15 protein-coding genes and 1 pseudogene are annotated in these 14,045 nt (G+C 61.6%); 11 read left to right on the top strand and 5 right to left on the bottom strand.

Annotation, left to right across the window (positions count from 1 at the left end):
* The first annotated feature begins 3 nt into the window (after positions 1-3).
* Both fkpB and ispH read left to right on the top strand, forming a co-directional pair.
* Positions 4-441 (top strand): FKBP-type peptidyl-prolyl cis-trans isomerase, encoded by a 438-nt coding sequence (fkpB, locus tag SOP85_RS14955; protein ID WP_274074607.1) that lies wholly within the window; start codon positions 4-6, stop codon positions 439-441.
* Positions 442-590: 149 nt separating this feature from the next.
* Positions 591-1,538 (top strand): 4-hydroxy-3-methylbut-2-enyl diphosphate reductase, encoded by a 948-nt coding sequence (gene ispH, locus SOP85_RS14950; protein WP_046815712.1) that lies wholly within the window; start codon positions 591-593, stop codon positions 1,536-1,538.
* Positions 1,539-1,542: 4 nt separating this feature from the next.
* Here the strand turns inward: ispH and SOP85_RS14945 are convergent, their stop codons facing one another.
* The gene (locus SOP85_RS14945; RefSeq protein ID WP_323627367.1) at positions 1,543-2,055 is read right to left on the bottom strand and encodes a GspH/FimT family pseudopilin; all 513 of its coding nucleotides are present in this window, start codon (positions 2,053-2,055) and stop codon (positions 1,543-1,545) included.
* A gap of 85 nt (positions 2,056-2,140) precedes the next feature.
* Here SOP85_RS14945 and SOP85_RS14940 point away from each other — a divergent pair, with 85 nt between their 5' ends.
* The 7 genes and pseudogenes from SOP85_RS14940 to thiO all read left to right on the top strand — a co-directional run bounded on the left by SOP85_RS14940 (position 2,141) and on the right by thiO (position 7,750).
* Positions 2,141-2,614 (top strand): GspH/FimT family pseudopilin, encoded by a 474-nt coding sequence (locus SOP85_RS14940; RefSeq protein ID WP_274074540.1) that lies wholly within the window; start codon positions 2,141-2,143, stop codon positions 2,612-2,614.
* Positions 2,611-3,060 (top strand): type IV pilus modification protein PilV, encoded by a 450-nt coding sequence (gene pilV, locus SOP85_RS14935; RefSeq protein WP_274074541.1) that lies wholly within the window; start codon positions 2,611-2,613, stop codon positions 3,058-3,060. Before SOP85_RS14940 ends, pilV begins: the two co-directional genes overlap by 4 nt.
* Positions 3,057-3,770, top strand: coding sequence for a PilW family protein (locus SOP85_RS14930; RefSeq protein ID WP_323627364.1), 714 nt, complete (start codon positions 3,057-3,059; stop codon positions 3,768-3,770). Before pilV ends, SOP85_RS14930 begins: the two co-directional genes overlap by 4 nt.
* A gap of 11 nt (positions 3,771-3,781) precedes the next feature.
* Positions 3,782-4,252, top strand: coding sequence for a pilus assembly PilX family protein (locus SOP85_RS14925; RefSeq protein ID WP_323608768.1), 471 nt, complete (start codon positions 3,782-3,784; stop codon positions 4,250-4,252).
* A 97-nt stretch (positions 4,253-4,349) separates the two neighbouring features.
* Positions 4,350-6,179, top strand: a pseudogene (locus tag SOP85_RS14920) (pilus assembly protein); the annotation flags it as partial.
* Positions 6,180-6,193: 14 nt separating this feature from the next.
* Complete coding sequence (locus SOP85_RS14915) at positions 6,194-6,595, top strand: type IV pilin protein (protein WP_274074545.1); 402 nt, start codon at positions 6,194-6,196, stop codon at positions 6,593-6,595.
* Between the two features lie 54 nt (positions 6,596-6,649).
* The gene (thiO, locus tag SOP85_RS14910) at positions 6,650-7,750 is read left to right on the top strand and encodes a glycine oxidase ThiO (RefSeq protein ID WP_323627358.1); all 1,101 of its coding nucleotides are present in this window, start codon (positions 6,650-6,652) and stop codon (positions 7,748-7,750) included.
* Positions 7,751-7,871: 121 nt separating this feature from the next.
* Here the strand turns inward: thiO and SOP85_RS14905 are convergent, their stop codons facing one another.
* The 4 genes from SOP85_RS14905 to SOP85_RS14890 all read right to left on the bottom strand — a co-directional run bounded on the left by SOP85_RS14905 (position 7,872) and on the right by SOP85_RS14890 (position 12,174).
* The gene (locus tag SOP85_RS14905) at positions 7,872-9,209 is read right to left on the bottom strand and encodes a sigma-54-dependent transcriptional regulator (RefSeq protein ID WP_323627356.1); all 1,338 of its coding nucleotides are present in this window, start codon (positions 9,207-9,209) and stop codon (positions 7,872-7,874) included.
* Complete coding sequence (locus SOP85_RS14900; protein WP_323627354.1) at positions 9,206-10,792, bottom strand: sensor histidine kinase; 1,587 nt, start codon at positions 10,790-10,792, stop codon at positions 9,206-9,208. Before SOP85_RS14900 ends, SOP85_RS14905 begins: the two co-directional genes overlap by 4 nt.
* Entirely contained in the window at positions 10,782-11,015 is a 234-nt protein-coding gene (locus SOP85_RS14895; protein ID WP_274074549.1) for a PP0621 family protein, read from the bottom strand. The genes SOP85_RS14900 and SOP85_RS14895 overlap by 11 nt, the downstream gene beginning before the upstream one ends.
* A 136-nt stretch (positions 11,016-11,151) precedes the next feature.
* Entirely contained in the window at positions 11,152-12,174 is a 1,023-nt protein-coding gene (locus SOP85_RS14890) for an outer membrane protein assembly factor BamD (protein ID WP_274074550.1), read from the bottom strand.
* Between the two features lie 151 nt (positions 12,175-12,325).
* On the opposite strand from SOP85_RS14890, the gene rluD reads away from it, so the two are divergent.
* Together rluD and pgeF are read left to right on the top strand one after the other, a co-directional pair.
* Positions 12,326-13,288, top strand: coding sequence for a 23S rRNA pseudouridine(1911/1915/1917) synthase RluD (gene rluD / locus SOP85_RS14885; protein WP_274074551.1), 963 nt, complete (start codon positions 12,326-12,328; stop codon positions 13,286-13,288).
* A complete protein-coding gene (gene pgeF / locus SOP85_RS14880; RefSeq protein WP_323627352.1) occupies positions 13,285-14,010 on the top strand; it encodes a peptidoglycan editing factor PgeF in 726 nt (241 codons plus the stop codon). The genes rluD and pgeF overlap by 4 nt, the downstream gene beginning before the upstream one ends.
* The last annotated feature ends 35 nt before the right edge of the window (positions 14,011-14,045 follow it).

Raw genomic sequence — 14,045 nt, 5'->3', positions numbered from 1 at the left:
GTATTGGCTGAGCAACGCATCGGCCAGAACACGGAAGTCACCTTGCATTTCGCATTGCGCCTGGAGAACGGCGACACGGTGGACAGCACCTTCGACAAGGCCCCGGCGACCTTCAAGGTCGGTGATGGCAACCTGCTCCCAGGTTTCGAAGCGGCGCTGTTCGGTTTCAAGGCGGGCGACAAGCGTACCCTGAGCATCGAGCCGGAAAACGCCTTCGGCCAGCCTAACCCGCAAAACGTGCAGATCATCCCGCGTTCGCAGTTCCAGGACATGGAGCTGTCACCCGGTTTGCTGGTGATCTTCAACGATGCGGCCAATACTGAATTGCCGGGTGTGGTGAAAGAGTTCGATGACGCGCAAGTGACCATCGACTTCAACCATCCGCTGGCAGGCAAGACGCTGACCTTTGACGTGGAAATCATCACCGTCAAAGCGCTGTAACTGCTTTCTGTAGGAGCGAGCTTGCTCGCGATGAACTCATTGGCACCGCGTCAACATAGAATGTGCGCGGTGTACCTGAGTTTTTCGCGAGCAAGCTCGCTCCTACAGTGGTTTTTCATTGTTTTCGCGCGCAAGACACGAGGCACAGCATGCAAATCAAACTCGCCAACCCCCGTGGCTTCTGCGCCGGTGTGGACCGGGCGATCGAAATCGTCAACCGCGCCCTGGAAGTCTTCGGGCCGCCGATCTATGTGCGCCACGAAGTGGTCCACAACAAATTCGTCGTCGAAGACCTGCGTAACCGCGGGGCAATCTTCGTCGAGGAACTGGATCAGGTGCCGGACGACGTGATCGTGATCTTCAGTGCCCACGGCGTGTCCCAGGCCGTGCGTACCGAAGCCGCCGGCCGTGGCCTGAAAGTGTTCGACGCCACCTGTCCGCTGGTGACCAAGGTGCACATCGAAGTCGCCCGTTACAGCCGCGACGGTCGTGAATGCATCCTCATTGGCCACGCTGGTCACCCGGAAGTCGAAGGCACCATGGGCCAGTACGATGGCAGCAACGGTGGTGCGATCTATCTGGTCGAAGACGAAAAGGATGTCGCCGAACTGCAGGTGCACAACCCGGAAAAACTGGCGTTCGTCACCCAGACGACCTTGTCCATGGACGATACCAGTCGCGTCATTGACGCATTGCGTACGCGTTTCCCGGCCATTGGCGGCCCGCGCAAGGACGACATCTGCTACGCCACGCAAAACCGCCAGGACGCGGTCAAGCAACTGGCCGACGAATGCGATGTGGTGCTGGTGGTCGGCAGTCCGAACAGCTCCAACTCCAATCGCCTGCGTGAACTGGCAGAACGCATGTCTACCCCGGCCTACCTGATCGATGGTGCCGAAGACCTGGAAAAAAGCTGGTTCGACGGTGTCGAGCGCATCGGCATCACCGCCGGCGCTTCCGCTCCGGAAGTCCTGGTGCGGGGCGTGATCCAGCAATTGCAGGCCTGGGGCGCAACCGGTGCCGATGAGTTGGCAGGTCGTGAAGAGAACATCACGTTCTCCATGCCCAAGGAGCTGCGGGTCCGTTCGCTGCTTTGAGCCTTCACCCCGGGCATAACGCCTGCGCGGCCTGCTCGTTGCGCAGGCTGATGCGACCGTTCGAGGCCAGTACCACCTGGTGCTGGCTCTGCGCTTCGCGTGCCGCGCACACGTGCAATGTCCCCGCTTGAAATCCCCCGGCTACCGGCCCACCCAGTGGACCGAAGCGTATGGCTGTCTTGATATACCGATTACCCATGATCGCCACGCCCATGCCGCTGCGGCGCTCGACCAGCAGCGGATTGTCGGGGTCCTCATGGCCCTTGCCGCTGACATCCAGAATGATCCGCCAGCCCTGGCTCCAGTCGTCGTCGATGCCGTGAATGACCACGACCTGGCCACGGGCTATCGCTTCGCTTCTTGCACTGCGCAAACCGCTGACGAGTGACTTGGCTGCCTCCTCGCGATGGTTCGATTCTTTAAGCCCTGCAAAGGCCGGACTGACCAGGAGCAGAACAATCCCGGCAATCGCGAGTCCCATAAGCAATTCGATCAGACTGAAACCTTGCTCACGCATGAAATCTCCCTCCCTGGAATATGCTGCCTCGCGCGATCCCTGCGCCAGTAGAAGCAGGTATAGCCGACGGCAACGAAGGGCAACGGTGGATCATCGTTCAAAAGGTTTCACGCTGATCGAGTTGCTGGTGGCGTTGGCGATCTTCCTGGTCCTGATCACCCTGGCGGTCCCGGCGTTCATCCGTTCGACACAAGGCACCAGGGCCGACACCGAGATGGGGGATCTGCGACGTGCCCTGAACTACGCCCGACTGGAAGCCATCGACCGAGGCGTGCCCATTCGGCTGCGACCCACGGCGGGAGGGAGCGGGTGGAGCGGGGAATTGTCGGTCTATGACAGCACGGGCACCCCGGCCAATGTGTTGCGGGTTGTTCCACCGATGAGCAGCGGGGCGACTCTGGCGCTACCCTCGGATGTCACGGCGATCGATTTCAATAATCTGGGCGGGCTGTCATCACCCTCCATGCCACTGGTGATCAGCTATGTGCTCGGAACACAAAGCAGGACGCTGAATGTGTGTTTGAACGGACGAATTCTATTGGGTGGAAGTTGCGGATGAGGCCATGGAGCAAGCGTGCCCAGGAGGGCATGACGCTGATCGAAGTGCTGGTGGCGTTGCTGATCCTGGGCGTGGGGCTGTTGGGCGCGGCCGCCTTTCAATTGAATGCCTTGAAGTACACCGACAGTGCGCGCATGACCAGTCAGGCCAGCTTCATCGCCTACGACATGATGGACCGCATTCGCGCCAATGCAGCCGCCGACTACACCGTTACACCGCCAACCTCGGGCAATCCGAACGACGCCCGGGACCAGGACCTCTACGATTTCACCCGTAACATTGCCGGTTTTGGTGGCGAAACGGCGACCGGCAGCATCTCCCTGAGCCAGCGGGTGTACACCATCACCATCACCTGGGACGACTCGCGGGCCGCCAACGCTGCCGACTCACGGCGCAGTTTCGTCCTCACCAGCCGCGCGACTGTCGACCCGGTGGCGAGGCCATGAGCCGCTGCAGTCGCGGCTTCGGCCAGGTCGAGTTGCTGATCGCCCTGGCCTTGAGCCTGGTCGTGGTGCTGGGCGTGGTGCAGGTATTCATCGCCGCGAAAAACACTTACATCAGCCAGAACTCCGCGGCGGCCATGCAGGAGGACGCGCGTTTCGTGCTGAGCAAAATGATCCAGGAAATCCGCATGGTCGGCATGTTCGGCTGCCTGGGGTCTATCACCGATGCCAGCAAAGCGCGTGACTTCAATGCCAGCCATCTAACGCCTATCAGCTGGGACAACGCCGGTCGCAAGTTGACCCTGGTCACGGCGGACATCGGCAGCAATGGCGGGACGCCGGCCTGGACGGTGGTATCCGATTGTCGCACCAGCGCGACGGCGTATTCCGACTCGCAAGCACCTGCTGCGGGACAACTGGCATTTCCCATCCGCCGATTGATCTACAGCTTGAAGAACGGTGAGCTGAAGATGGGCGTCGGCAGGGATAAGCCGCTCGAGCAAGTGCTGGTGGATAACGTCAGTGCCTTCGACGTCAGCTTCGGCCTGGCCAGTTCGGCTTCCGATCTGGCGGTGTCCAGTTACAGCAGCAACCCGTCGGACCCGGCACGCATCCGCAGCGTACGCCTGAGCCTGACCCTCACCGACCCGAACAATCGGGTGGGCGACCAGACCTTCAACGTGGTTGCCGCCTTGCGCAACCGCTTGCCATGAGGCGCGGGCCGATGAGCGTTGCCCCTGGTGCCCAGCGCGGCATGGCGCTGCTGGTCAGCCTGGTGTTCCTGTTGCTGCTGACGCTGATCGGTATTTCATCGATGCAAAACGCCACCCTGCAGGAAAAAATGGCCGGCAGCCTGGGCTTGCGCAATCAGTCGTTCCAGCTGGCCGAAGCGGTATTGCGCGTGGGTGAAAGCGCGGTGCAGCTCGATAGTTACTCGTTGCCCGTGTGCAGCGGCACTGCCCGGTGCGCCCCGCCTGCCGAGTCGGCGAGCCTCACCGCGGCCGGGTTCAATTCCACCTCGGGTGTGACCTGGATCGCGTCCGGCAACGGCTTCTATGGCGTGCAGAACATCGGCACCACCAAGGCGGCGGTGAACGTGCCGAGTAACACCTCGGCGACCCTGTACCGGGTCACCGCCGTGGGCATTGCGGGCAGTTCACGCAGTGTGGTGGAGAGCATTTATGCGAAATATTGAAAGTCGCTCACAGCGCTGGCGGTGGTTGAGTGGGGCCATGTGTGCCTTGTTGCTGGCCGCTCCGGCCTATGCCTTCACGCCTGCGGATTCGCCCTTGTTGTGCAGCAAGGCCGGCTCCGGCGGCAGTGGTGTCGCCAGCGGCACCCGCTATTTCCAGACCAGCTACGACCCCAGGGACTGGCGTGGCACGATCAAGGCCTATGGCTTCACCGCCAGTGGCACGGTCGATACCTCTTCGGTGCTGTGGTCCACCGATACGGCCATCGTGGCGGGCGCCACGGGACCGGCCTATCAATCGTGGAACAGTCAGACCCACAGCGCCGTGACATTGGCCTTTGCCAATTTGTCTGCGGCTCAGCAAGGCGTGCTCAGCCAGGGCTTGCCTGGCGGTATTACGGGCAGCGATCTGCTGGAGTGGAGCAAGGGCGCGAACAAGGCCGGCCTGAAAGTGCGCAGTGTATTGCTCGGCGATATCGTCAACTCGCCGCTGGTCCTGGCGGCGCCTTCGGATAAAACCGCAGCTGATTTGTCGGGGGATACCTCCTACAGCACCTATCTGGCGACCAAGGCGGCCAACATGCATGCCAGCCTGGTGGTCAACGCCAACGACGGTTTTGTCAGCGTCATCAACACCGCCAACGGTGCCCGGCGCTACGCCTACATGCCCGCCAGTGTGCTGCCGTCCTTGCATTACATCGCCGATCCCACCTACATCAACGGCGTTGGCCACAGGTTTCTGGTGGATGGGCAGGTGGGCGTGTTTGATGCCCAGTTGAACAGCGCCTGGAAGACCCTCGCCCTGGGCGGAACGGGCGAGGGCGGGCGAACCTTCTATGCGCTGCAACTGTTCGACGCATCGGCGGGGAATGTGACCAAGGCCCTGTGGGAAATCAGCGCGCCGGACACTGCCAATGCGGCGAACGCTTTTAATGACCTGGGTTATGCCTACGCTCGTCCGGAGGTGGCACGCTTGGCGGATGGGCGCTGGGCGGCGTTCATTGCCAATGGCTATGGCAGTTACTCCGGGGTGGCGGCGTTGTACGTGGTGGATATTCGCGACGGCAGCCTGATCAGGAAAATCGTGATCGACAGCAGCGAGACCACTAACGGCTTGTCTTCGGTGAAACTCAGGGTGAACTCGCAGAATGTGGTACAGGCTGCCTATGGCGGAGACCTCAAGGGGCGGCTCTGGAAGTTCGACCTCAGTGGCGCCACCCCGAACGCCTGGGGCCTCGCATTTGCCGGCAAACCTTTGTTCACCACCGCCGGTGGTGCTACCCAGCCCATCACCGCGCAGCCATTACTGGCGGACAGCGCCCAGGGTGGAACAATGGTGTTTTTCGGCACCGGCAAATTCAACGAGACAGCGGACAGGATCAACAAAGACCTGCAGGCGTTCTACGCGGTGTGGGACGCGCAGGGTGGCTCGGGGCAGATCACTACCTCCAGCCTGCAGGCCCAGGCAGTGACCGGGGTGTCGGCGCAGTCCATCACCACCAGCCAGCACGAGGTAACCTACCCGACGCAAAAGGGCTGGTATTTGCCGCTGGTGTATAACAGCGCGCTGACCGGTGAGCGGGTGATCAACCAGGCCAGCCTGGTGCTCGGTCGGATCGTCTTTACCACGGCCAGCGTGGATACCACCGACCCTTGCGCCAGCTTTGGCAGCGGCAAACTGGTCGAACTCGATGCGTTCAGCGGTAAGATGCTCAATTACGCGGTGCTCGACACCAACGGCGACGCCGTGGTCGACAGCACCGACACGCTGTCCAGCGGCGTGGTCTTTACCGGCGGGATGCCGACCCTGAACGCCATCGTCAATGGCGGGGCTCGCAAGATCGTGAACGATTCCAGTGGCGGTATCTCCACGCTGGTGGAAAAATCCGGTGGCGGCAGCCGTCGCATCATGTGGCGACAAATACAGTAAGTGAGAATTGAGGCATGCGCAGTTCCAACCGCGGTTTTACCCTGATCGAAATCATGATCGTGATTGCGATCATCGGGATCGTCATCACCATTGGCTATCCGAGCCTCACCGAGTACGTGAACAAGGGGCGTCGCACCGAAGTCGCCGGCCTGCTCTCGGAACAGGCGCAGATCCTCGAGCGCTACTATTCGAAAAATAACGTCTACACCAATGCCACCGATCTTAGCGCCGGCAACGATTACTACAGCATCACACCGACCCTGACGGACCAGACGTTCCTGCTGACGGCAACCCGCAAGAGCGATGCCGCCATGGCCGCTGACAAGTGTGGTGACTTCACGCTCACCAACACCGGTGTCAGAAGCATGGTCAATGCGGCGGACGGCCTGACCACCAAGGATTGCTGGGGTCGCTGAGTTCCTTTTCGGGCGCCCTTTGCGCCTCTGTCTATTGAACGGTTGGATCAGAACATGACCAGGCAACAGCAAGTGGTGATCGTCGGTGGTGGGGTAATCGGGCTGCTGACGGCATTCAATCTCGCGTCCCAGGTGCAGAGTGTGGTGCTGCTGGACCGCTCGAATGTCGGCCAGGAATCGTCCTGGGCCGGCGGTGGCATCGTTTCGCCGCTCTATCCATGGCGCTACAGCCCGGCGGTGACCGCGCTGGCGCATTGGTCCCAGGATTTTTATCCACAGCTGGGCGAGCGCTTGTTTGCGGCCACCGGCATTGATCCCGAGGTGCATACCACAGGCCTGTACTGGCTGGACCTGGACGATGAGGCCGAGGCGCTGGCCTGGGCCGCGCGCGAGGGCCGGCCGCTGCAGGCTGTGGATATCTCGGCGGCCCACGATGCGGTGCCGGTGCTGGGCGGTGGTTTTTCCCGGGCGATCTACATGGCCGACGTGGCCAACGTGCGCAATCCACGGCTGGTGAAGTCGCTCAAGGCGGCCTTGCAGGCGCTGCCGAACGTGACGATCCATGAGCAGTGCGAAGTCAGCGGGTTTATTCGGCAAGACGAAGAAATAGTCGGTGTGCAGACCTCCACCGGCGCGATCCATGGCGACCAAGTGGTCCTCACCGCTGGTGCCTGGAGCGGCGATCTGCTCAAGAGCCTGGGCCTTGAATTGCCGGTCGAACCGGTGAAAGGGCAGATGATCCTCTACAAGTGCGAGGCGGACTTCCTGCCAAGCATGGTGCTGGCCAAGGGGCGCTATGCGATTCCGCGCCGCGATGGTCACATCCTGATTGGCAGTACCCTGGAGCATGAAGGCTACGACAAGACGCCGACCGAATCGGCACTCGAAAGCCTCAAGGCCTCGGCTATCGAATTGATTCCGGCGTTGGCCGATGCCGAGGTGGTGGGGCATTGGGCCGGGTTGCGGCCAGGCTCGCCGGAGGGCATTCCCTATATTGGCCAGGTGCCGGGTTTTGAGGGGCTTTGGCTCAATTGCGGGCATTACCGCAACGGGTTGGTGTTGGCGCCGGCGTCGTGTCAGTTGTTTGCCGATGTGATGCTGGGCAGGGCACCGATCATCGATCCTGCGCCGTATGCGCCAGCCGGGCGGATTTGATTCGAGATCTTTGGCGTCTGTCAGATTGCCTTCGCGAGCAAGCCCGCTCCCACATTTGACCGTGGTTCTCCTGAATAAGCACGGTCGAATGTGGGAGCGGGCTTGCTCGCGAAGGGGCCCCTCAATCCAGACCCAATTTCTTCAGCCTGTAGCGCATCGATCGAAACGACAGATTCAACCGCTGAGCCGCCGCCGTGCGGTTCCAGCGGGTCTCTTCCAGCGCCTGCAAAAGCAACTGGCGCTCAACGTTTTCCAGGTACGCTTCCAGGTTATCGATCTGCGTAAGGTCCGGCACACCCGCTTCGGCGGCACAGTTGCCTTCGGCCAGGCGCAGGTCGCTGGGCTCGATCTGCTGGTTGTCGCATAACGTGTGAGCCCGTTCGAGCATGTTCTCAAGTTCGCGCACATTGCCCGGGAAACGGTAGCTTTTCAGGACCTCGAGAGCATTCGGGTGGAGTGTTGCCGCGGGCTGCCCGGTGTCTGCAGCCAGGCGCTTGAGCACATGGCTGGCCAGGGGCTCGATGTCGTCACGGCGTTCGCGCAACGGCGGAACCCGCAGCTCGATCACGTTCAGGCGGTAGTACAGGTCCTGGCGAAAACGTTCGGCAGCGACTTCGGCGCCAAGGTCTTTGTGGGTGGCGCAAAGGATGCGCACATCGACCACCACTTCCTGTTGCCCACCGACGCTGCGTACTGCTTTCTCCTGGATGGCCCGCAACAGTTTGACTTGCATCGGCAGAGGCAGGTCTGCCACTTCGTCGAGAAACAGGGTGCCGCCGTGGGCCGCCTGGAACAGTCCCGGTTTATCTTCGATGGCGCCGCTGAAGCTGCCTTTTCGATGGCCGAAAAACTCGCTCTCCATCAGCTCGGTCGGAATCGCACCGCAATTGACCGGGACAAAGGGTTGGCTGGCCCGAGGTCCTCGCTCATGAATCAGGCGGGCGACCCGTTCCTTGCCGCTGCCGGACTCGCCACTGATGTACACCGGTGCCTGGCTACGGGCCAGTTTGTCGATCTGTTTGCGCAGATCGCGCATGGGCGGTGAGTCGCCCAGCAAACGACGATCGATGGCGGAGCCAGGGGCGGGCAGCAGCAAGGCACTGGTCACCAGTTCCCGAAGGCGGGTCAGGTCCACCGGTTTGGTCAGGAAATCGAACGCACCGGCCTTCAGCGCATTGATCGCCGTGTCGAGGCTGCCATAGGCCGTGATCATGGCCACCGGGACCTGTGGGTAGCGTTGCTGGATGTGTTGCACCAGCTCCAGGCCGCTGCCGTCGGGCAAGCGCATGTCGGTCAGGCACAGGTCGAACGCCTCGCGCTGGAGCAGGATCAGGGCCTCGCCAGCGTTGCGTGCGCTGTAGGTATCGAGCTTCATCCGGCCCAGGGTGATTTCCAGGAGTTCGCGGATGTCCGGCTCGTCGTCGACGATCAGGACTTTTTGCCGTGGGCTCTTGTTCAACCTTGTTTGCGTCCGTGGGAAAAGGTGATGCGAAAGCAGCCGCCCTGGCGTGATTTGAAGTCCAGGCGAGCCTGGTTGCTTTCGCACAGCTCACGGGACAGATAAAGGCCCAGGCCAGTGCCCTGGTGGCTGGTGGTGAAGAAAGGCTCGAACAATTGCGCTTGATGGTCCGGGGCCACCCCGGGTCCGTCGTCGAGGATTTCGAGGATCGGCAGCTGACTCTCAGGGTCGATGAACAACTCAAGCCAGACCTGCGCCTGGTCGTGGTTCAGGGCGCTATGGCGCCATGCATTGCGGATCAGGTTGTCGAGAATCTGCTCCAGCTGGTTCGGGTCCATCAAGGTACTGAAGTCACCGCAAGCCATGCGTAGATGGATCTTCTGGCGCTCGGTCGCCTGCTCGCGGGTTTGTGTCACGAACTGCTCCAGCCACGGCTTCAGGTCGAGTCGTTGCGCCACGGTTTGCTGGCGACGGGACAGTTGCAGGACGTTTTCGATTACCCGATTCATTCGCTGAGAGTGGTCTTGAATAATCTGCGTCAGACGTCGATCCGCGGCATTCAGTTCCTCCGATTCGTGCAATAGCTGCGCGGCGTGACTGATGGCGCCTAACGGATTGCGGATTTCATGGGCGACACCGGCGGTCAGGCGGCCGAGGGCGGCGAGTTTCAGTTGTTGAGCCTGCTGGGTGACCTGGGCGAGGTCTTCGAGAAAGACCAGGATCTGCTGATGCGGGCCAGGAGCCAGGGCAATGAAGCTCGGCTGCAGTTCAAGGCCGCTGCCGGGGATTTTCAGGCTATGCGGGCGCATCGTCGGGTTGTTGATCCACAGTTGCAGACGTTCGACCAGGGCGGGGGCCTGTTCGTCGATCCGCCGGCCTTCGAGGCGCTCGCAGCCCAGCAGGGCCAACGCACTGTGATTGGCCAGTTGCACGCGCCATTGGTCGTCAAACACCAGAATGCCAGTACGCATGCGTTGCAGGATCAGGGCATTGAGGGCTTCCAGGCCGATGACTTCGCTGGTTTTCTGTTCTGCCAGGGTTTCGCTGACTTCCAGTCGTCGGACCAGGCCTTGCACCAGCAGTGCCGCGGCAAAACACAGGGCGCCGAGCGTGCCGATCTGCAAGTAATCGTTGGGGCTGGCGGGATGGCTGAGATTCAGCAGGAAACTCGAACCCAGGATGCCAAGTGCGCTGATGGCGGCGATCAGCAAGCCGATGCGTCCTCGCAACAAGGTATTGCTGATGGCCACCGAGACGATCAACAAGTTGCCGATGGCGCTGGCCACACCGCCACCGGCGTAGAACAACACGCAAAGCAGCAGGACATCGACCAGCGCCAGGCTGAGCAGTTGTGTCGGACGGCGGGTGTTTGCGAAGAAGACCACCAGCAGGATGTTCAGCACCAGGTACAACCCGCTGGCGTAGCGCAGCAGGTCGTCATTGGCGGACGTCAGCAACCGGTAGTCCAGGTTGCTGGAAATCAGCAGCACCAGGGTGATGCCGATGCTCAGGCGGTAGAGGTGATAGAGGCGCAGCAGTCGCTGGGCCTGTTTGTCGCCGGGACTGGTCGTCTCAGCGATCACTGGAGCCTGGGCCTTGCTCAAGGTGAGCCTGGCTGCAATACCACTGTTGTTGAAGGCTCAGCGCACGGTCGCGGGGCAGGTGCACGCCGCAATGGGCGCAGCGGACCATGGGCGCCGCTTCCAGCTCGGCGGAGGACTTGGGTGCAGAGACCTGGCGCTTGTACTTGCGCCAGAACCAGACAGCGGCGGCAATCACTGCGATCCAGAATAGTAAACGAAGCATGGTGAGCTGCTTTATGACGGATGAGCCGCCAGTTTAGCCAAGGACATGACAGGCGCACAGCGTATTCGCGCGGCATAAAAACGGCGCAATAAAAAAGGGAGACTCGAGCGTCTCCCTTTCTGTACCACCGGTCGTATCAGTCGAATACGCCGAAGGTCATGTAGCTGAACCACGAGCGGTCTTCGTTGTTGCCCTCGGCCTCGTGATCCTCTTCCTCGATCACATCGCCGTTGCCGTCTTTAGGCTTGAGCTCGCTCGGAATCGCGTCCTTGGCATCCTGGAACTGCTTCTGCACGTCCTGGTTGGCGCGGGTTTCTCCCGGTGGCAGCGGCGGACGGGATTCGATCAGGCCCAGGGTGGCCTTGCTCAGCCACGAACGGTTGTCGGCTTCGGCGACCGATGGCACGAACTGACCGTCCACCAGGCTTGGGTGGTTCGGGTAGTTGAGCTTCAGGGTTTCGAGGCTGGTGGCAGCCAGTTCATCCAGGTGCAGGCGCTGGTAGGCCTCGGTCATCACCGCCAGGCCGTCGCCGACCGCAGGGGTTTCCTGGAAGTTTTCCACCACGTAGCGACCGCGGTTCGCGGCGGCGACGTAGGCCTGACGGGTCAGGTAATAGTCGGCCACGTGGATTTCGTAGGCGGCCAGCAGGTTGCGCAGGTAGATCATGCGCTGCTTGGCGTCCGGCGCATAACGGCTGTTGGGGAAGCGGCTGGTTAGCTGGGCGAACTCGTTGTAGGAGTCGCGAGCGGCACCCGGGTCACGCTTGGTCATGTCCAGCGGCAGGAAGCGCGAGAGCAGGCCAACGTCCTGGTCAAAAGACGTCAGGCCCTTGAGGTAGTAGGCGTAATCGACGTTCGGGTGCTGTGGGTGCAGGCGAATGAAGCGCTCGGCAGCGGCCTTGGCGGCTTCCGGTTCGGCGTTCTTGTAGTTGGCGTAGATCAGCTCCAACTGGGCCTGATCGGCATAACGGCCGAACGGATAGCGCGATTCCAGAGCCTTCAGCTTGGCAGTGGCGCTGGTGTAGCTATTATTGTCCAGATCGGCTTGAGCCTGTTGGTACAACTCGACTTCGCTCAGGTTTTCGTCTACGACTTCCTTCGAAGAGCAAGCAGCGGTCAATGCGAGGATGGCGATCAGCAGCAGGTGTTTCACTTGCATGGCGGCTTGCGTCCCTATGACGGCCGCTGTCTTGGGCGAGGCCGTCCTGTTATGATGAGCGCCCCGTTGAATAGCCTCGGGGCAAAAGACGCCGTATTTAACCACAAGCGCGCAGCCGAAACCAAAGGCTGTGCCGACGCCTAGTCCGAGCATGTCCGATAAAATTGAACTTAGCGCAGAGGTGCCGTCCGAATTGGGCGGCCAACGCCTCGATCAAGTCGCCGCACAATTATTCGCTGAGCACTCGCGCTCGCGCCTTTCCGCCTGGATCAAAGACGGCCGCCTGACTGTGGATGGGGCGGTTGTCCGCCCGCGAGACATCGTTCACGGTGGCGCCATTCTTGAACTCACTGCCGAGCAGGAAGCTCAGGGCGAATGGGTCGCTCAAGACATCGCCCTGGACATCGTCTATGAAGACGACGACATCCTGGTGATCAACAAGCCTGCGGGCCTGGTGGTTCACCCGGCTGCTGGCCACGCTGATGGCACCTTGCTCAACGCCTTGCTGCACCACGTGCCGGACATCATCAATGTGCCCCGCGCCGGTATCGTGCATCGCCTGGACAAGGACACCACCGGTCTGATGGTGGTAGCCAAGACCATTCAGGCGCAGACGCAGCTGGTTACACAGTTGCAGAGCCGCAGCGTCAGCCGGATCTACGAGTGCATCGTGATCGGCGTGGTGACGGCTGGCGGCAAGATCAATGCGCCGATCGGTCGTCACGGCCAGCAACGCCAGCGCATGGCCGTGATGGAAGGTGGCAAGCAGGCCGTCAGCCATTACCGCGTGCTCGAGCGTTTCCGTTCCCACACCCACGTGCGGGTGAAGCTGGAAACCGGTCGTACACACCAGATTCGCGTGCACATGGCGCACATCAACTTCCCGTTGGTCGGAGACCCTGCCTATGGCGGTCGTTTCCGGATTCCGCCGGCCGCCAACCCGACCATGGTCGAGTCGCTGAAAAACTTCCCGCGTCAGGCGCTGCATGCGCGGTTCCTCGAGCTGGATCACCCGACCACCGGTGAGCGCATGAGCTGGGAATCGCCGTTGCCGGAAGATTTCGTCTGGTTGCTGACCCTGCTCAAGCAAGACCGCGAGGCGTTTGTCGGATGAGTGATTGGCTGATTCCTGACTGGCCCGCGCCGGCCGGGGTCAAAGCCTGTGTCACCACCCGTGCGGGCGGCGTCAGCCTGGCGCCGTTCGACAGCCTCAATCTTGGCGATCACGTCGACGACAGCCCCGAAGCTGTCGCCGAAAATCGCCGGCGTCTGACTGATCGTTTTTCGATTAAACCGGCCTGGCTGCAGCAGGTCCACGGCGTTGTCGTGGCGCATGCGGATCCGAGCCGGGTGGACACTGCCGATGCCAGTTGGACCTCAACGCCGGGCATTGCCTGTGCGGCGATGACGGCCGACTGCCTGCCTGCGCTGTTTTGCGACCGTGCCGGTACTCGTGTCGCGGCGGCCCATGCCGGTTGGCGCGGGTTGGCGGCGGGGGTGCTGGAAGCGACCCTCGACAGCCTGGACGTGCCACCTGCCGAGGTTCTGGTCTGGCTCGGCCCGGCCATTGGTCCGAAAGCCTTCGAAGTCGGCCCGGAAGTGCGGGAAACCTTCGTCGAGCAACTGCCCGAAGCTGCTCAAGCTTTTGCGCCGAGTCAAAACCCCGGCAAGTTCATGGCCGACATCTATACGCTGGCGCGCTTGCGCCTGGCAGCCCGTGGTGTAACCGCTGTCTACGGCGGCGGTTTCTGCACCGTCACCGATCCACGCTTCTTTTCTTATCGCCGTGCGTCCCGCACCGGTCGATTTGCCTCCTTGATCTGGCTCGAACGCTAGACTTGTCTGACCTGCATCAACGTCTCGACGCTTGA

The organism is Pseudomonas sp. YuFO20, assembly GCF_035064975.1.
Taxonomy (GTDB): Bacteria; Pseudomonadota; Gammaproteobacteria; order Pseudomonadales; family Pseudomonadaceae; genus Aquipseudomonas; species Aquipseudomonas putida_AE.
The sequence above is the reverse complement of the archived record's forward strand: the minus strand, read 5'-3'. Positions and strand labels throughout refer to the sequence as shown.